Origin of the sequence: Faecalicatena orotica, assembly GCF_905197545.1 — a bacterium.
Taxonomy (GTDB): Bacteria; Bacillota; Clostridia; order Lachnospirales; family Lachnospiraceae; genus Faecalicatena_A; species Faecalicatena_A orotica.
Genome location: NZ_CAJJZH010000002.1, coordinates 1 through 19,497, shown reverse-complemented (window position 1 = coordinate 19,497; position 19,497 = coordinate 1). Strand labels below are relative to the sequence as shown.

The window sequence follows — 19,497 nt, the reverse complement described above, 5'->3', positions numbered from 1 at the left end:
TGTATGAAATTATGTTCATCTTCGTAACTGTTCAGGGGCCTGAACAGTTACTCATCCTTCAGAAACTGCTGATATCGGATAAATAAAAGTTCAATCAACAGGAAATATGGGGTCGTGATTTCATATGAAATCCCATATCTTTCCGGCAGCGACAGCGCCTGAATATATAAGTTTTCCCCGCATACGGAAGAAAGCGGGTTCATCTGCATCTTTGTAACGGAAACCGTCTTTATGCCCTTCAGGCGCAGCCGTTTCGCGAGTTCCACCATATGTTCCGCTTCACCCGTCAGTGAGATCAGTATGACCAGGTCTTCCTCTCTGACAAGATTTTCAAAGGCTTCCGCCATATCATGTCCGTGCATATAATAAATCTTTTTGTGCAGCGGCAGAAAAATACGCTGGAACTCTTTTGCCACCCGTGCCTGGGAATATCCGCTTGCATAGATCAGAATACGTCCGGAGCAGTAAATTTTTTCAAAAAAGCTACTGTAATCTGTATTGCGGATATACTCGATCATCTTATGGTAATTCTGGAGCGCTTCCTCCTTAAATGAAAACTCCAGTCCCTCTTCCTGCATCCTCTCAAGCCGGATCACTGAGCGAAGTTCACCGTACCCCGGAAGCTTCAGTTTCTGGGCAAACCTTGTGAGTGCGCTCTTGGATACATGGTATGTTTCCGCAAACTCATCTATTGACAGCCGGATACAGTCTTTCGGATGTTTCGCCACACACCCGGCGATGTACTTATCGTTTTCGCTGAAGGTATCGTAGTACCTGTTCAGCAGGTCTTCAATCTTCATGTTCGGCCTCTCTTATATATTCCAGATAATTGAGGAACAGCATGTCCAGCAGCATGTAAAACCCCGACACCAGTTCGTATGAAACCTGACTCTGGATGGTCTGGGTCGCCACATAGAGATTATCCCTGCACATTCTGGAAATCGTATTGTTCTGCAGACGCGTGATGGAAATTGTGTATATCCCTGTCGGAATCACTGCATTGAGAATCTCGATCCCCGCCCTTGTCTCACCAGAAAGGGAGATCACGACAAAAACATCCGTCTTCTGAAATGCTTTTTTCATAAACTCGGTTTCCCCGTAATCAAACAATTCGATTACGCACTTCCCGGCAGACAGGAATATCCGTTTGAATTCCTCCGCCAGCGTCTTCTGTTCATTGCCGGTCCCATAGACGTAAATCGTATCACTCTCATAGAACCTTTTACAGATATGGACATAAGAAAACTTATTCAATTCATCAACAAGACTGTGGTAAATGTCACAGACAGCGTCAAAGTCCACGTCCGCTGCCTTTTTGTCCGAACGTTCTTCCTTCAGCGTAAGCTTCAGGTCCGAAAAAGATGTCAGCCCGATTTTCCGCAGGATACGCAGCAGTGTAGCTCTGGAAATATGGCATTCTGCCGCCACCTGTTCACTGGAAAGCTGTGCGAACCTCACCGGTTCGCACAAAATTGTTTCTAAGACAGCTTTATCGTTTTCACTTAGTTTATCGTAGTATTGATTCATCAGCTGAGCGAGTCTCATCTGCTACAAATCTCCCATCTTATCCAGAATCAGATGATAGAATTCTTCATCCGTCCCCTTCTTTTCCAGAGTCTCCAGTATCATACCGTCCTTAAGCAGGATGATTTTCCTGCAGCAGCCCGCCATCTTCGGATCATGCGTTACCATGACTATCGTCTTCCCATACTCCTGATTGATCCGTGTCAGGGCGTCAATCACAATCTTGCCTGACTTGGAATCCAGATTTCCGGTCGGCTCATCAGCCAGGATCAGCTCCGGGTCATTAATCAGGGCACGGCAGATCGCCACCCTCTGTTTCTCTCCTCCCGACAGTTCATATGGCTCTTTATCCAGCAGATGTGCAATCTGGAACTGTTCGGCCAGTTCCTTTGATTTCTCATCCATTACTTCAGACTTTTCCTTGTTCAGAATCATGGGAAGCATAATGTTTTCCCTCACGGAGAGACTGTCCATCAGATAAAAATCCTGAAAGACGAACCCGATCTGTTTTCTCCTGATATCCGCCAGTTCATCTGCATGCAGGCCGTTTGTATCTTTGTCCGTGAACTTCAAGGTCCCCGCCGTCTGCTTGTCAATCAGCCCCAGCACCTTCAAAAGTGTCGTCTTGCCGCATCCGGACTTTCCCATAATCCCAAGGAAGTCACCCTCCTCCACATCAAAATTAAGCCCCTTTAATACTTTAATCTCATCCTTTGCACCACTCGGGTTCAGTTTCTGATAATTCCTGATCAGATCATTCACTTCCAGTACTTTTAGTTTTCCCATTCCGCCTGCCTCCATATCATTCTCTTAATCCAAAAATACCACAGTACCCATATGCCCACATAAACCAGATAAATAATCCCTCCTGCTATAAGGAAACCCAGAACTTCCTTTGAATCGTATAATCTGGCCCTTACCGTAAGGCCTCCGAAAATAATTCCGCCTAAGGTTCCTACCGCAAGCGGCAGCACTGCAAATATCTTCATCTGCCCTGCCAGAGCCTTTTTCCGGTCATTCTGCCGCATACCCAGTTTTCTCAGGAAGTTATTCTGCCAGTTCAGCTCCCTTGCCTCAGATTCAAACTTCACATAATACTGGAAGAGCCCCATAATCGTCATCAGGATGAGGATAAACAGGTACACCAGTTTTCGAAAAAAGATTTCCGCACCGGTATCAACAATCATCTGCTGCTTCCCATAGAACGGCAGGATCGCACTGTCCCAGTCTCTGTCAAACGCATGTTTATCAGTCAGATAGTCCATATCTTTTAGCATCCCCTCATACTCCTTCTCAGGAACATTCCAGCATATAAGCTGTGTCGGTCCCTCTGTCATATTAGATGGACGGGAGTACGACGGGTACGCTCTCCATTCGTCGATGTCAGCCGCTTCTCTTAAACTCCACTGTTCTTTATTGTAAGTGGAAATCCTCTGGTACTCTTCTTCAAAATACTGGTCATTGAATACGACCAGGTTATCCTCCATTCCCTGATGGAACGTCCCCGTGAGACAGTCTCTCTCCTCACTCTTTATGATACGTTCCGGAAATATTTTCTCATATATCCCTGTATTATAAGACATCAGCGGCTGTCCGATCCTCAGCATTTTATGGATTCTGTTCGTATCCCAGTCAATCGTATGCGCCTTTGCCGACAAATCCTGCTGATACACAACATGGATTTCATCATCTGATAAATCCAGCTTTTCAGGCGTCTTCCCTAAGGCCTCCTTCAGGGCCCGGTATGTAGACTCTGAAATTGCTATATGCTGCCCCTGTGGCCACTGAACTGGGCGCAAGTACGGCCCCCACTGTTTATTAATCGCGTCAGAGCCGTAGATCGATGTAATCCTGAGCATCGGATAAACAGACGCCTCTGCACCATGCTTCTTAGCAATCGCATCTAAATCCTCCATATCCGCATCATAGGCCGTGCAGACAATGCTGTACGGGAACATCTCCGGTATATTCTGTTTCAGGAGTCCGCCTGCCAGCTGTACCCCAAACATAGATAGTATAAACAGATGCAGCACAGACAGATAAAAAAGATTCCATGTGCTTTTCTGAAACCGGTAATACAACGGACGATTTGCAATCAGATTCCTGTTGTACCTGTCCCTGTGCCTTTCCAGCCTGTTCAGGCAGATTGCGGTTCCCCCCTTAATAAGCAGGTAAACTCCGAGTACCGTAAAGATATGTATATACATAGTCTCTGCCCAGCTTCTGGAAAAATAGATGCGGATGCTGACTGCCAGAAGGAGAAGTCCCAAAATCACAAGTATGAGATTGTATTTCTTCCCCCGTTTTTCTTTCTCAACCTGTGTATTCATATTCATAGAACGTGCAAGGTTCAGCACATTTTCCTGATTAAATCCAAGGGACAGGAGCACGATCACGAGATACCCGAGTATCCCAAGTCCAATCGTCCTTACGCTGATTGCAGATGCCAGATTGACTACGGCCCCATTATTTGTGAGTGAACTCTGCCAGATATCCCTGATGATATAAGATGCCGCCCCTCCGAAAAGAATACCTGCCACACCTGATATGAAAGCATTTGCACTGAACACGATTCCAAACATCAGATAAATCGTTCTGCTTCTCATTCCAAGGATCACCAGAAGGCTGTTTGACTTATTCTGGTCTTTGATATAATACCCGATGATCATTGTCATCATCAGAATGCTGCACAGAGCCATGAGAAATCCAGTCTGTTTAAATATCCGCGCAAGCCCGAATCCGAACAGGAAGTCTTCCTCCCCGTGCACCTGTGAGATCAGGCCATACATCGTAAGTATAATATACATAAATGCCGCGGTCAGAAAGCACCCCGATGCAAGAATCATCTGCCCTTTCTTGTTGTAGGAAGCATTCTTTCGGATCATCCGGAAAAACTCCTCAGGGTATCTGCCCGGAAAATAGCGTACCCGCTTCTTTTCTTCCTTCTCGGCCCTTTCCCGCGCTTTCATCTCTTCATATTTGCGGTTCATCTCATCCCGCTCTTCAATCCAGCGGGCGCCCATGTAGTCAATGATAACGAAAGCAATGTTCACGAGTCCAATATACATCTGCCCTCCCGCAATGACACTGACGACAAAGAATCCAAATCCGACGCCGGGAAGAAACTCAAATGTTTTCAGGCTTTTCCCCTTTATTAACCAAATAGTGCGAATCAGATACAGCAGGATTGCGATCACAGCAAATATGCCAAAACAAAGCACTACTAATGATGCAGTCTCCCCTTCCCAAATGGATGTATCCCTCATAAGATAAACGAAATCCCACAGGCTGTAAAAACCATCCAAAACCAAAATCTTACAAAACAGCATTGAAAAAACTATTAGAAATCCACAGACTATTCTGAATCTCCTGACTTTACGTTCCACATTCATAGAATCCCTCCTCGTCTCTAAAAACATGATCACGTCACCTACCGCAGCCGGCGATACGACAGTGGGCGTATACTGGTCACCTTGCTGTTTCACCACTTTTAAGCTACACTCATTTTATCGCTATTACTATTTTTATACAATCCTTATTGCGCGAATAGTGCATTTTCCTGCTTGAATTGAAATATAAAAAAGCTGCAGCCATTTTCAGCTGCAGTTTTTTAGATTCCGTCAATCCACTCCAAAAGTTCTCCAATATCATAATCTCCCGCATGAGGAATCCCCCAAGGGTATGCAAGTTCTGCATCCACTCCATTCTCACGCAGCTTTGCCGCCAGCATTGCAGAGACCGCAAGCGATGTGTCCCGGTCGACCACCCCATGACGGATCCTTATATGTTCTGCTTTTACCGCTTTCTCATCTTCAATATACGCCATCGGATTCATCATCTTAATCTGCTCTTTCTCCGCAAGTTCTCCCCCAACAGTGCTGTGGTTCTGACTGAATTCTGTAAAATGCCGAAATCTGTTAGTAACACTCCCAAAGAGTTCATTCTCCGGTGTCCCCAAGCACACATTGTCAAAAGCAGGCGTTGCCTTCATACGTGTGCGGAATATCACATACTTATCAAAATCTATCTTCAGCCTGCCGCCCTGCACCGTAATCCAGTCATACCCGGACATATCCGTCCCTTTCAAAATCTCACCTTGCACAGCAGCTTCTACAAATGATTTTACATACTCCTTAAAACTTCCATTTCCCTGTTCATCTAGTTCAAGAGGGTTTCCCCCATCATCTTTCAGCCTCAGGCTGTTCAAATATTCTGGAAACATCTCTTTCAGCTTTCTTGACATTGCTTTTTGTTCCTCTGTCATCTGCCCGTCCACGGGAATCATTTCAGGCTTTCCGCCTTCCTTTACAGGAGGCTCAAACCTCATGCTATGATAGTCATTCAGTCCGCAGAACTCCCATTCATATGCCATATCAGCATGTTCCAGATTCGTAATTGGACAATAGCAGGAAGACGCAAATATATGATCCTTTTCCTCAGCTGCACCAACTGCCTGCAGATACGGCTCATAATCCGGATGGTTTCCCGTTGTCCCAAGAAGAGCGGACAACGCTCCTCCTGCACTTGTCCCGTTGGAAATGATTTTCTCAGTATCCCCCGGTATCCGCTTGCTATTAAATCTAAGATACCTCACTGCCGCCTTCAAGTCACAGATTGCCGCCGGTGCTATTCCGATATTATTCCCTTCCTTATCCTTCTGCTCTCTTCCCCTCACTCCGGGCGATACAACGACCAGACCGTGAAGCAGGGCGAAAAATGCCGCATTCGTTTCTCCATGTACATTTTTCCCCGGACGCTCCACCGGACCCGGCATGTATCCCCCAACGGTATTGGGAAGAAAGATTGGTGCATTTTCCAGATGATAGTTACCAATCATTTTACCTTTATAATAGTCTTCCGGGACATAGATACTTAGAACCTGTACCTTTTCATCCACCGGCTCCGCCACATACGGAATATTTTCAAATGCACGGTACACAAGTGTATATCCATCCATTTCCAATGTCTCTACTGAATATTTTTCTGTATCAAATATCAAACTCTTGTTCATAGTATTCTACTCCTTTATTTCAATGTTAGTGGCTGTGTCGCTCTTCTAACTCTGACCTTATCGTATGATAAAACTATTTTAACTCTTTTTTACTGGTCAATCAATTCAGCTTATAATAGAATTTATTCCATAATGGAATGAATCAGTATGCATGGCTATTGGGGAATATCCCTGATGGCTAATTTTCAGCCCCTTACTATAAAAAACAAAGGAAGCTTTTCATTATTATCCCGTAGTAAATTTGTTTTCTTTGTGCTAAAATAAAGAAGGCTTTGTGCATTTGGGCGTTTCCATGCCTGCACTTAAGTTTACCTATAATCAAAGGAGATGAAACTATGACAGTCATCCGACCCTTTCAGGGCGTGCGGCCCGCAAAAGAACTGGCTTCTTCTATTGCCGCACTGCCTTATGATGTATATAACCGCGAAGAAGCCAAAGAAGTCGTGGAGCAGAATCCTCTGTCCTTTTTAAAGATTGACCGGGCAGAGACACAATTCCCGGACGATGCAGATATGTATTCCCAGAGCGTCTATGATCGCGCGAGAGATACGCTCGATAGCATGGCTGCTGATGGTTCTTTTATTCAGGATGAGGCAAAATGCTATTATATCTACGCACTTACAATGGACGGACACACACAGACCGGACTTGTAGGCTGTGCCTCCATCGATGATTATCTGGAAAACCGGATTAAAAAGCATGAGAATACAAGGGAAGATAAAGAGCTGGACAGAACCCGCCATGTCGATACACTGAGCGCCCAGACCGGGCCCATTTTCCTGGCCTACCACGCAGTTCCGGAACTAAACCAGATTCTGGATGCTGTTAAAATGACTCTGCCGCTCTACGATTTTACGAGTGAGGATTCTGTACGCCATCAGGTATGGAAGATCGGAAGTCATGATAATATAGAAAGAATTGCTCATATTTTCGAAGAGGTTGATAATATTTATATAGCAGACGGCCATCACCGTGCCGCTTCAGCGGTAAAAGCAGGGCTGAAGCGCAGGGGAGAATTCCCGGCATATACAGGAGACGAAGAGTTTAACTATTTTCTGTCAGTCCTTTTTCCGGCCGAGGAGCTTCATATTTATGACTACAACCGGGTTGTTTCGGATTTAAACGGGTATACGTTCGATGCCTTTCTGGATATGGTAAGAAGCGGATTTGAGGTTTCAGAACCTCAGACAGAAGCTGTACGGCCATCGCAGAAAGGGGAGATCGGCCTCTACGGAAATGGTTTCTGGTATTCACTGCATGCGAAACCATTCCTTTTCTCGGAAGATCCCGTGAACGGTCTGGATGTTTCCATACTGCAGAATGTGGTTCTCGGACCACTGCTTGGCATCCGGGACCCGAAAACAGACAGCCGGATCCGGTTTGTCGGAGGAATCCGGGGACTGGAAGCACTTGCAGAGGCAGTCGATGATGCAGGGGACGGGGCAGCATTTGCCATGTACCCTACTTCGATGGACGAACTGCTGCGCGTAGCGGACGCCGGAAAACTGATGCCGCCCAAATCTACATGGTTTGAACCTAAACTTAGAAGTGGACTGCTGATCCACCGTTTCGAAAGAAGCGAACACTTGGCAACATAAGAAAGGAGATTTTATTAATGGAAAGAAATGACGCATGCTGGTGCGGCAGCGGAAAGAAATATAAAAAATGCCACATGGCTATTGATGAACAGATCACACTACACGCGGAGAAGGGCGAGATCGTCCCGAGCCACAAGCTGCTTAAAACCCCGTTCCAAATCGAGAAGATTAAAGAAAGTGCAGCGCTCAACACTGCGGTTCTGGACGCTGTGGCTGAACAGATTCATATTGGGATGAGCACGGAAGAGATAGACCGGATCGTCTATGATGTCACGACGAAAAACGGCGGGATTCCTGCACCGCTTCATTATCAGGGCTTCCCGAAGAGTGTGTGTACATCACTTAATAACGAAATCTGCCACGGTATTCCGGATGAGAACATCATTCTGGAAGAAGGGGATATCATCAATGTCGATGTCTCTACCATACTGAACGGATATTTTTCTGATGCATCTAGAATGTTTAAGATGGGAAAGATATCAGAACGCGCAGAACGCATTATCAAAGTAACAGAAGAGTGTGTGGAACTTGGACTCGCCGCAGCCAGACCGTGGGGTCACTTAGGTGATATCGCCGATGCCATCAACACCCATGCACAGGCGAACGGATATTCCGTCGTCGAAGAAATCGGCGGCCACGGAATCGGACTGCAGTTCCATGAAGACCCGTTCGTAAGCTATGTAACCCCTAAGGGAAGCGAAATGCTCCTCGTACCGGGCATGATGTTTACGATTGAACCTATGATCAACGAAGGAAGCCCAGATTTCTTCGTGGACGAGGACAATGACTGGACCGTATATACAATTGACGACGGACTATCCGCACAGATTGAATATATGGTGCTTGTAAAAGAAGACGGAATAGAAGTACTGACAAAATAAAGAAGATGCGGCTGCCCCCAGCCGCATCTTCTCTTATATCCCCAGTCTCTGCCGTGCAAACACAGCCGCGCCGATCACGCCTTTGCCGACGAATTCTTTTGAATAGAGATAGTCAAACCCATAAGCCATGACGTCCCTCCCTGTATTCTCATTCACGGCTTTCTCGAATTCTTCCCGCGGGAAATCTGCCATTTCCGGCACCCCGCCGCCCACGATGATCGTGTCAGGGTTAAAGATCGTGGCCATGACTGCATAAATATAAGCACAGGCCTGAATGAAATCCTTTATTGGTTTTTCATCCTTATGCTTTGTGAACATATCCTGAATCTCGGTGTCCGGATAATACTGTCTGCGCAGCTCCTGCAGCCGCCATCCGGATGCATAGCACTCGCAGCAGCCGGTCTTCCCGCAGCTGCACCTGACATCCCCGCCAAAGTATGGAATGTGCCCGATATCCAGTTCTGCCCCGTTCTTTCCTTCCAGAGGCTTTCCGTCAATCACTACGGATGAACCGACGCCTGTGCCGATATAAATACCGACTACCACCTTCTGTTTTTCAAGGTGGTTTGCCGCGATATCGTACAGCAGGATATTATTCACATCATTGTTGATAAACACTGGTACTTTAAAATATGCCCTGATTCCCTCTGCCATATTGGTATGGGAAAAGACTGCTTCTCCCTCCTGATTCCGGATATTTGTGGTACAGATGACCGTTTCCTTGTCATTCTCCACCGAGGAGGGGACTCCGATCGAAATCGCTTCCACCTTCCGGATATGATTCTTCTCTATATAATCTGCGATTATTTCACAGATCTTTTCGATTGGTTTGTCTGCATATGCAACAGCCGAACTTTTTATCACAGAGGGAGACAGCATTTCATTATCCGGTGTAACTGCACCGATACGAAGATTGGTGCCACCCAGATCAATTCCGATAATTACGTTCTCCATATTACTCCATTCCTACTTCCTGATGCAGACAGTACAAACTTTTTTGCGGACGAATCTGTTTGTGGAACCCGCTTATATGGAATCTGCAATCTCGTCAATCCATGCATTTCTCGTCATATAGAAGCATCCGCGCATCATATGGTATTCATCATATTTCGCATTCCTTGCCTGTACATGGATCGGGATTGCATCATTCTTCATCTCTTCCATAAATGCCTTGAAATGTTCTGTAATGATCCTGCAGTAGTCGCTTTTACAGCTGTCTACTACAATTCTGGTAGGGTTATACACCCACAGGAGATTATACAAAACCTTTGATACTGTGTTCAGCACCGGAGTCAGTATCTGTACTGCCTGCGCGTCGTTCTCCTGATACAGCTTAAGCATTTCGGAAAAATGCAGATTCATTCCCGCTTCTTTCATCTTTCTTTTCACGGCAGAGATGGATACAACCTCTTCCAGAGTGGTAAAACGATTCTCATTCCCATCCATTGTGATGAGCATCTTTCCGACCTCTCCTGCCATATTCTCTTCCCCCGCGACCGCTTCGTCCTTGTGGATGAAATATCCTCCGACCCCATAGCCGCAGTAGAAGTAGAACTGGCTCTCCATTTCCGGGTTCAGGCTGTCATACTCTGACCTCGCCGCTGCAAATACATCATGAAGTATCAATATATTATTTATTCCAAATTCTTTTTCAAATAATTCCCTGATATGTAATTCTTTAAAATCAGGTATCAGATCATAGTTTACAAGATCCACTTCTTCATCATAGGCACTCGGCACAAAAACGGCCATACCCGTTGTGGCAGTGGATATTGTTTCAAGTTCCTCCCTGATGGCCTGAAAAACGTCCGACAGAGATTCCCTGTAAGTTCTTTCACTCTCCAGAGGAATGCTTCGTTCCCTTAGGAGTCTCTCATATATGTCATAGATCAGGAAACTGATCTCATCCTCAGAGGTAAGATTCACACACACAATATTACCGTAATTCTCTGCAATCTCAAGTACCTTGGGATTCCTCCCCACATCTGAGTTTGCAGACTCCTTTTCTACCAGAATACCGGCAGCTATCAGATCGTCGACCACATGCTTGACCGTCATAAGGCTGATGTGGTTCTCCTTCGCAAGAATGCTCCTTGTTGTGGATTTACTCCGTATGATACTCTGCAGGATATTTCCCATATTTACATTTCTGATATTTTTTACTGTCAGGACCGGTTTCTTTTCTACTGCCATATTGTCTGAATCTCCCTCTGCATTTACGCGATTTTTCACCTGTAGTTTATTTTAAACAGGTCTTAAGAGACTTGTCAATGATTTCAACCGCCTCATCTACATTTTCGCGGGAAGTAATCAGGGCCGGATGCATAACGACTACTACATTTTCCAGATTCTTACGGCTTTCCAGTTCGGTAATCAGGCCGTTTCCGAGCATGGTTTCGTAGAATTCCTGACCGAGTACATACTTGTCTGCATTCGGGCTTCCTTCTATCTCAATGCCCTGAAGCAGGCCGCGTCCGCGCACATCTTTGATTACATCGTATTTTTCTTTCAGGACCAGAAGCTTCTCATGCAGGTAATCCCCTGTCTCACGGCTGTTGTCTACCAGATGTTCCCTCTCGATAATTTCCAGATTTTTAAGCGCACTGCGGCATGTCAGCGGATAGCAGGAGTGTGTATGTCCGTGCAGGCTGATTTTGCTCATTGCTTCCCCGATCTCCCTGCGGCATAGAACCGCGGATCCCGGTACATAGCCACTCGTCAGGCCTTTCCCGGTGACAAGGATATCCGGCGTTACGCCCTCATACTGACAGGCAAACATCGATCCTGTCTGGCCGATACCTGTTACAACCTCGTCGAAGATCAGAAGTGCGCCATACTTATCGCACAATTCCCTTACACCCTTCCAGAATCCCTTCGGAGGCACAATCACGCCGCCGGCCGCAAAGATTGGCTCTGAAATGACCGCCGCGATGCGGTCCCCGCCTTCATGCAGCATCGTCTGCTCCAGATATTTCAGGCACTGCAGTCCGCAGGTGCCCGGCTCTTTACCGAAATCACAATGGTAGCAGTAAGGTGGTGCAGAATGTACGAACCCTCTCGGAAGCAGTTCGGAAATCCCTGAATTTTCCTGAATCATCTCTGATTTACCCGTTGCTGCTGCAGCTCCTGCTGTGGAACCGTGGAAACCTCTTCTAAAGGAAATGACTCTTCCTCCGCCTCTGTAATATTTTGCCGTCTTCAGCGCAAACTCATTGGCGTCTGATCCGGTACATCCGAACATCACCTTGTCGAGTCCTTCCGGTGATATTTCAATCATTTTTTCCGCCAGAGCCGCTCTTTCCTCTGTCGCAAAACAGGACGTTACAGACACCAGCTTTTCCAGCTGCTCCTTCAGGGCCTCAATCATTTCCTCATTTCCATGTCCAAGGGTACAGGCAGAAAACTGTCCGGAGAAATCCAGATATTTTTTTCCTGACTCATCGTACATATACATTCCTTTACCCCTGGTAAATACAATATCGTCCGTTGTATAGCACTGTATTAAATATTTTTTATCTTTTTCGATTGTCTTCATACTGACATCTCCTTTTTGTCTAAATGTCATATCTTTGACAGGGCTGCTTCGTCTGCAATGACCGTCACATCCCTGTGAAGCTGCAATATGGAGGCCGGCACACGTGGAGTAATCGGTCCGCCAAGCATACGGCTGAGGGCATCTGCCTTCTCTTCGCCGCTTGCCAGCAGCAGGATCTTCTCCGCACTCATGATCGTGCCGATACCCATTGTATATGCCTGTCTCGGTACATCTTCAGCATTCTCGAAGAATCTCTTATTCGCCTCAATGGTACTCAAAGCAAGTGAAACGCAGTGGCATTCTTTTATGAAGCTGTCCGACGGTTCGTTAAAACCGATGTGCCCGTTCCTCCCGAGTCCCAGAAGCTGGAGTCCGACGCCCCCGGTGCTTTGGATCAGTGCTTCATATTCCCTGCATACGGCGTCTGCATCTTCCCGCTCGCCGTCCGGGATAAACGTATTCTCTTCCTTTATATTTACATGGCCAAACAGATTCTCTTTCATAAAATAATAGTAGCTCTGGCTGTCCTCTCTGGAAATTCCTCTGTATTCATCCAGATTCATTGTCCTGATTTCTGAAAAGTCCAGAATTCCTTCCTGATACCACTTGCAAAGATATCTGTAAGCCCCTGCCGGGGTGGAGCCTGTTGCCAGGCCCAGAGCTTTCTCCGGGCCGGACACAATCTGCGCTGCAAGGATGGTTGCAGCCTTTTTACTCATTTCGTCATAATCTTTTACTCTGTATACTCTCATAGTTTATGTACACCTTATTTATCCCACTCACCATACTTGGCAATTACTTTGTCTTTGATCATCTGGCAGAACTCATCTGTCACCTTGAAATCATTTACTACTGTATACCAGTAGCCGTTGCTTTCCAAGAATTCTTTTTCATACTTGATTGCAGCAAATACGTCGTCCCATGTGATTCCCATGCCTTCCGGACGGATCTCAACGCCTGCCCTGTGGATGATATCAAGGATTCCGTCAGGATCATTTCCTCCCATAGCTGAACCTACGAAGATTCCTAAGCATACTGGCTGTCCGTGGATAAATTTCTTCTTTGTCATGTACTCTAATGTATAGAATAAGAAGTGGTCGCTTCCCTCGATCGGTCTCGGGTTCCAGCCATTGTTGTGGAACGCTCCGCCGCCCCATCTTAAACCTTCTGTCAGGATGCGGATTCCTTTTTCATTTAGCGCATAGATATCATCAAGCCCGTCTACGACTGACTGGAATACTTCTCTGACTTCTGCAACCATCTCTTCGTCATATGGCCATTTTTCTTCGCATTTGCCCTGATCTGCAGCATATTTCCAGTCAAACATGGAGTTATTGTAGCAGAGTACGTCGCAGACACCGCTTCTGTTGAGAGCTTTCGGTCCGTTCTGGATAACATCATAATCCACATATACTGCAACCGGCTCAACATACCCCACATACTTTACAACACTGTTGAAGCGAACGCCGGCACGGTGTCCGAACACTGCATTTGTCGCGATAGAAGTCGGAACCTGGTACAGAGGCATGTGGCTCTTCCATGCCACCATCTTTGCATAGTCAACTGCCTGTCCGCCGCCGAGGCCGATGACGGATTCAAACTTCGGAAGCTTCTCAACATTTGCCATGATCTCATCATATTCCAGTGTTTTTACAAAATGCACGATACAGTCATCGTCAAATTCATCCTTAAAGGTATCCCATAAGTCCTCCATCGTCACTACCAGATAAGGTCTCTGCACGATGTTTTTTAACTCTCCCACAAGGTTACGTCCGTAGATTGTTGTAAATAATTTTTTTGCCATGATTTTTCTCCTTTTATTCTTAAATATAATTTATAAACACTATTTAATATTATGGTATAACGAAATTTTTCATTTGTCAATCATTAATTCTAACTATTTTCCACTTCCATATTCATGCGCCTTTCGCGCACTTCACGCATACACTCATCCAGCCTCTTGTCACTGAGTCCATAGAACATCTGAACGATAAAATGGATCATTGTCACAATAGCCGGCAGGATAAACGCAAGTACTAACAGCCATGTCAGTGTTGACTCCGACTGTGCCTGATTTGCCACGTAACCGGAACCGTCCAGCAGGATTCCCATGATCTGTGCCCCGAGTGCCGCACCGATCGTGATACAGAACCCGTTGATTGCAGAGATGATTCCCGCCTGCCCTTTGCCGTTCTTCCACTCACCGTAATCTACCGTTGCCGGAATCATAACATTTGAGAAAGAATAGTATGCCCCGCTGAAAATACCGTTGAGGACAAATAACACGAATAATATCCCGAACTGCATAGAGTCTGCCGCAGCTCCCGGCCCGTAAGCCCTGCACAGGACAAAAAGGAGGATACTGACTGCCGCGCTTCCCACCATGCAGAACTGGTAGGCCCTTCCCGTATCTCTGAACAGTCTGATCAGAGGCTTCATAAAGAATACGCCGAACATCAGTGCCACCGTAAACGCAAACATAGCAACGGAATAAAAGTCTTTCAGACCCAGATAATATGTAAATACATAGATAACCATACCATTCTTGATCGCCTGCATAATCTGCTTTAACACCTCGCCGACCTGAAGGATGATCGCCGGGCGGTTCTTTCCAAAACTCTTAAGCTGGAGAAGGAGGTTCTCGTGGTCTACCTGACGGAGATGTTCCCTGCAGGAGCCGTCCCGGTTCAGCTCATATTTCCTTGTCATAAATACATTCAGTATCTGGAACAGCATTACGGTAAGCCCGATCGTCACTGCCGCCCAGAAATATCCCTGTGCTTCATTTCCACTATTGCCGCCAAACAGTTTTACCAGAGGGAGGAACAGAGATGCTGCGACAACCTGTGCCAGATTTGTGCACACACTTTTTACAACTGCTATCGTCTCTCTTTCTCTTGGATTCCTCGTCATATTACAAAACTGTGCAATCTGGGGCATAAAGGAAAACGTCGCGCCGATAGAGCCAAAGCATCCATAGCAGATTGCCGCCCACCCGATCTTCAGCCCCGTACTCTCTGTCGGCAGTGCAGTAAATACACCCACAAACAGGAGAAACAATGGCACTATGCCAAATATCGCCCAGGAGCGGTAACGCCCCCACCGGTAACAGACATTGTCCAGCATATAGCCGACCCACAGATCGGTGAAGCAGTCGGCGAACCGGGCAACCAGCATAATCGTTCCCGCCACCGTGGCGCTTAATCCAACCACATCGGTGTAAAAATAAACCAGATAGTATCCGAATATAACCCATGAAACCTGAAAACTATATGCGCCGTACATACTGTGTATAATCTTATCGTACCACGGCACCTTCGCTGTCGTTGAAGTAAAATCAATATCGTATGGATCTCTTCTATTTCTCAAAACATCATCCTCCCTGTCCTGCTTATACTACTTGGGTCCGGCCCTGTCGGGCGTTAGTTCTCCCACGCTCCGTATTTGGCAGTCACTTTATCTTTGATCATCTGGCAGAATTCGTCTGTTACCTTAAAGTCATTCACAACTGTATACCAGTAACCGTTGTTTTCGAGGAATTCTTTTTCATACTTGATTGCAGCAAATACATCGTCCCATGTAAGCCCCATTCCTTCAGGCCTGATCTCGACGCCCGCCCTGTGGATGATATCAAGGATTCCGTCAGGATCGTTGCCACCCATTGCAGATCCGACGAAGATTCCCAGGCATACCGGCTGTCCGTGGATGAATTTCTTCTTTGTCATGTACTCTAATGTATAGAATAAAAAGTGGTCGCTTCCTTCGATCGGCCTTGGGTTCCAGCCGTTGTTGTGGAACGCCCCGCCGCCCCATCTTAAACCTTCTGTCAGGATGCGGATTCCTTTTTCATTTAGCGCATAGATATCATCAAGCCCGTCTACGACTGACTGGAATACTTCTCTGACTTCTGCAGCCATTTCTTCGTCATATGGCCACTTTTCTTCGCATTTTCCCTGGTCTGCGGCATATTTCCAGTCGAACAGTGAGTTGTTATAGCACAGTACATCGCAGACACCGCTTCTATTGAGCGCTTTCGGTCCGTTCTGGATAACATCATAGTCCACATAAACTGCAACCGGCTCTACATAACCTACATACTTTACAACGCTGTTGAAACGAACTCCCGCGCGGTGTCCGAATACTGCATTAGTTGCAATCGAGGTTGGAACCTGATACAGAGGCATATGACTCTTCCATGCTACCATTTTAGCATAATCTACAGCCTGTCCGCCACCAAGGCCTATAACAGATTCAAACTTTGGAAGTTTTTCAACATTTTCCATAATCTCGTCATATTCGAGAGTTTTTACAAAGTGCACGATGCAGTCATCGTCGAATTCGTCTTTAAAGGTATCCCATAAATCTTCCATCGTAACTACCAGATATGGCCTCTGTACAATGTTCTTCAATTCTCCTACCAGATTGCGACCGTAAATTGTTGTAAATAATTTCTTTGCCATAATACATTTCTCCTTCTTTTTTCTTATCTGATTAATGTTTTCCTATTCATAAACTTTATTTCTAAATAGTGTTTATAAATATTATTTAACATTATAATACGCGTATATCCACGATATGTCAATTCTTACAAATTCACAAATAATAAGAAAGATTTTTATGCACTTTTAACAAAAGCAAAAAATGTCCTGCCATCAAAGCAGGACATTTTCAGATGTCATCCCTATATTCTTACCATCAGGCAAACTTCCTGATCTTCAAATCTACTCCCAGTGATTCTGCCAATTCCCGGCTTGCCTGAATATCCTCTTCCGGCAATACATCTACAATGGTCATCCTTACATGTGGGATCACCCCTTTGCATTCCACGGCAAAATCCAGCATTGCTTCGAATGCATTCTCAAATTTCGGCCGTGTCACATCCATATACGCCTCCTTTGTCGGTGCATTCAGACTGATGGATACCGAATCCACCACCTCTGCAAGAACAGGAACAATGTCCCTCTCATGATAGAGATTTCCAAGTCCATTCGTGTTGACCCTTATCGCAACCCCGTATTTTTCCTTCGCATACTTCGCAGAAGCAATCATATTGTCCAGTGCACAGGTCGGCTCTCCATAGCCGCAGTATACGAGTTCCGTATACCCTGTGAAATCAAATGCATCCATCGCCGCAATAATCTCCTCCAGTGTCGGATCAGCCTTATGCCACAATGTCTCTGCATCACCGACACCGTCCTCATGGCTGCGGATGCAGAACCGGCACCTGCAGTCACAGAGATTCGTGATATTTGCGTAAACCTGATTTTTATAAGTATACAGTATATCTGCCATATTAATTTCCTCTCTTTTTTCCCTGCCTGTTATTCACACATATGCAGTATTTTCTGGGTTTTATTCTTCACATGCGCCTTATCCATTGCTGCTGCCAGCACAAGGAAAATGACTGCGCTCCCGCCGGACTGCACCGCACTTCCGGCAAACGATGCCAGCGGCGCTATAAAGGAGCCAAACAGAATTCCTTCTGCAAGATAATACCCGGAGGCGGAGATAACTGCCGCAAGGAAAGGTGCCGCAATGTTTCTAGGCGCAAGGATTCTGCCTTCTTTACTCGTAAAAGGCAGTGTAATCAGCATCTTAATGATAATCGTCGCCGGAGCCCACATCGGCGCCGTCAGGATATCCGCCATTCCGCCACCGATTGCAGCCGCCGTGAGCGCGTATGGCCTCGGGAGAAAGACTGCCGCCATATAAATCAGTGCATCCCCGAAATGAATATACCCTCCGTTTGCACCGTACGGGATATGGCAGATATAGGCTGTCATCACCGTAATCATAGCCGCAAACAGACCTGTCATAGTAATTTTTGATGTGTTGCTTTTCATACTCTTAGGCCTCCTTTTCTACTTGTCGGTATTCTTCATCAGCATACCGAGGAACTGTTCATAATTCACCCCGTCGTTGCGCGGGATATTTTCCTTTACAGAATCCACAATCGCCCGCTCAATAAAACCTCCGGCCAGCCGGATACTTTCTGTTATCTTATCACCACGCGCAATTCCCGCCGCTATGACAGATGCGAAAAGGTCACCCGTTCCGGAATAGCTCCCCCCTACATATGGAAATGCAGAGAGACTCACCTGTTTACCGGATACTGCAAGGTTTCCCATCTTTTCCACACCGTCTTCCCCATCCAGAAAATGGATTCCGGTAACTACAACGGTATCCGGTCCCTTTTTAATCACGTTCCTCGCCATCTGTTCCACGATAGTCAAGAGATTCCGCTCATCCGTCATATTCTGGATCATCCTGTAGTCCGTATCCGTCAGCAGGCAGAGCTCTGTCAGGTTAGGGGTAATCGCATCCGCTTTCCAGACAAGTTCCTTCATAAGGCTTAAAAGCCGGTCTGTAAACATGGCATATACATTGCCATTATCCCCCATGACTGGATCAACTAAAAGAAACGTATTCTTCCTTTGAAACGTCTTTAAAAATGTAAATATTTTCTCGATCTGCTGCTCACTTGCCACAAATCCGGTATAAATACCGTCAAACTGAGCATCCATCTTCTCCCATTCCTGCCGGAAGTTTTCCATTTTATCTGTGTAATCATCGCAGAAATAACTCGGGTACCCTGTCTGTGCACTTAAGACCGCAGTAGGCAGGGGACACGGCTGGACCCCCATTGCCGCGATCACCGAAATTGCAGCGGTGAGGGAGCATCTTCCAAATCCTGATAAATCATTGATGACAGCAATTTTTTTAGTCATAATACAGCCTCATTTCTTTTCTATGGTAATGATGGAATTCTTCTACTTGCATGACATCATATCACAGAAGTGGTTTACTCAAAACGTCCAGTTATATCATATTTAAGCAGGCCAGTTTTTCAATGAAACAAAAAGAGGGGTGCTGCAAAATAGTGATTACTCATCATTGATATGCTCCCTTCTAGGTAGACAAGTGAAATAATAAAAACTTGTTTGCTTA

General features: G+C 45.9%; 17 protein-coding genes. 2 read left to right on the top strand and 15 right to left on the bottom strand.

From position 1 onward, the window contains the following. Nucleotides 1-47: 47 nt before the first annotated feature. The 5 genes from ABIN22_RS03640 to ABIN22_RS03620 all read right to left on the bottom strand — a co-directional run bounded on the left by ABIN22_RS03640 (nt 48) and on the right by ABIN22_RS03620 (nt 6,535). The gene (locus ABIN22_RS03640) at nt 48-800 is read right to left on the bottom strand and encodes a MurR/RpiR family transcriptional regulator (RefSeq protein ID WP_109730701.1); all 753 of its coding nucleotides are present in this window, start codon (nt 798-800) and stop codon (nt 48-50) included. Beyond that, entirely contained in the window at nt 790-1,545 is a 756-nt protein-coding gene (locus tag ABIN22_RS03635; RefSeq protein ID WP_346906662.1) for a MurR/RpiR family transcriptional regulator, read from the bottom strand. Before ABIN22_RS03635 ends, ABIN22_RS03640 begins: the two co-directional genes overlap by 11 nt. Before the next feature lie 3 nt (nt 1,546-1,548). After that, the gene (locus tag ABIN22_RS03630) at nt 1,549-2,310 is read right to left on the bottom strand and encodes an ABC transporter ATP-binding protein (RefSeq protein ID WP_109730703.1); all 762 of its coding nucleotides are present in this window, start codon (nt 2,308-2,310) and stop codon (nt 1,549-1,551) included. Further along, nucleotides 2,298-5,012: an ABC transporter permease gene (locus tag ABIN22_RS03625; RefSeq protein WP_346906660.1), complete on the bottom strand. Its 2,715-nt coding sequence runs from the start codon at nt 5,010-5,012 to the stop codon at nt 2,298-2,300. The genes ABIN22_RS03630 and ABIN22_RS03625 overlap by 13 nt, the downstream gene beginning before the upstream one ends. A 122-nt stretch (nt 5,013-5,134) precedes the next feature. After that, nucleotides 5,135-6,535 (bottom strand): subtype B tannase, encoded by a 1,401-nt coding sequence (locus ABIN22_RS03620; RefSeq protein WP_346906658.1) that lies wholly within the window; start codon nt 6,533-6,535, stop codon nt 5,135-5,137. 335 nt (nt 6,536-6,870) lie between these two features. Between ABIN22_RS03620 and ABIN22_RS03615 the strand changes: the two genes are divergently transcribed. Next, on the top strand, nt 6,871-8,133 hold the full coding sequence (locus ABIN22_RS03615; protein ID WP_346906656.1) for a DUF1015 domain-containing protein: 1,263 nt from the start codon (nt 6,871-6,873) through the stop codon (nt 8,131-8,133). Nucleotides 8,134-8,150: 17 nt separating this feature from the next. Continuing rightward, nucleotides 8,151-9,014, top strand: coding sequence for a methionyl aminopeptidase (locus ABIN22_RS03610; protein WP_346906654.1), 864 nt, complete (start codon nt 8,151-8,153; stop codon nt 9,012-9,014). Nucleotides 9,015-9,047: 33 nt separating this feature from the next. Here ABIN22_RS03610 and alsK read toward each other — a convergent pair whose 3' ends face one another. The 10 genes from alsK to ABIN22_RS03560 all read right to left on the bottom strand — a co-directional run bounded on the left by alsK (nt 9,048) and on the right by ABIN22_RS03560 (nt 19,277). Further along, on the bottom strand, nt 9,048-9,968 hold the full coding sequence (alsK, locus tag ABIN22_RS03605) for an allose kinase (protein WP_346906652.1): 921 nt from the start codon (nt 9,966-9,968) through the stop codon (nt 9,048-9,050). Nucleotides 9,969-10,040: 72 nt separating this feature from the next. Further along, nucleotides 10,041-11,207 (bottom strand): ROK family protein, encoded by a 1,167-nt coding sequence (locus tag ABIN22_RS03600; RefSeq protein ID WP_118619769.1) that lies wholly within the window; start codon nt 11,205-11,207, stop codon nt 10,041-10,043. 46 nt (nt 11,208-11,253) lie between these two features. After that, a complete protein-coding gene (locus ABIN22_RS03595) occupies nt 11,254-12,549 on the bottom strand; it encodes an aminotransferase family protein (RefSeq protein ID WP_118619767.1) in 1,296 nt (431 codons plus the stop codon). A 26-nt stretch (nt 12,550-12,575) separates the two neighbouring features. Then, the gene (gene nagB, locus ABIN22_RS03590) at nt 12,576-13,301 is read right to left on the bottom strand and encodes a glucosamine-6-phosphate deaminase (RefSeq protein ID WP_109730721.1); all 726 of its coding nucleotides are present in this window, start codon (nt 13,299-13,301) and stop codon (nt 12,576-12,578) included. Between the two features lie 14 nt (nt 13,302-13,315). Then, nucleotides 13,316-14,353 (bottom strand): iron-containing alcohol dehydrogenase, encoded by a 1,038-nt coding sequence (locus ABIN22_RS03585; protein WP_118619763.1) that lies wholly within the window; start codon nt 14,351-14,353, stop codon nt 13,316-13,318. 89 nt (nt 14,354-14,442) lie between these two features. Continuing rightward, on the bottom strand, nt 14,443-15,918 hold the full coding sequence (locus tag ABIN22_RS03580) for an MFS transporter (protein ID WP_118619761.1): 1,476 nt from the start codon (nt 15,916-15,918) through the stop codon (nt 14,443-14,445). Between the two features lie 53 nt (nt 15,919-15,971). Continuing rightward, nucleotides 15,972-17,009, bottom strand: coding sequence for an iron-containing alcohol dehydrogenase (locus tag ABIN22_RS03575; RefSeq protein WP_346906649.1), 1,038 nt, complete (start codon nt 17,007-17,009; stop codon nt 15,972-15,974). A 235-nt stretch (nt 17,010-17,244) separates the two neighbouring features. After that, nucleotides 17,245-17,841, bottom strand: a complete 597-nt coding sequence (locus tag ABIN22_RS03570) for a TIGR04100 family radical SAM protein (RefSeq protein ID WP_346906647.1) — start codon at nt 17,839-17,841, stop codon at nt 17,245-17,247. Nucleotides 17,842-17,870: 29 nt separating this feature from the next. Next, nucleotides 17,871-18,392, bottom strand: coding sequence for a TIGR04002 family protein (locus tag ABIN22_RS03565; protein WP_346906645.1), 522 nt, complete (start codon nt 18,390-18,392; stop codon nt 17,871-17,873). 18 nt (nt 18,393-18,410) lie between these two features. Beyond that, nucleotides 18,411-19,277, bottom strand: coding sequence for a pyridoxamine kinase (locus ABIN22_RS03560; RefSeq protein ID WP_346906643.1), 867 nt, complete (start codon nt 19,275-19,277; stop codon nt 18,411-18,413). Between the last annotated feature and the right edge of the window lie 220 nt (nt 19,278-19,497).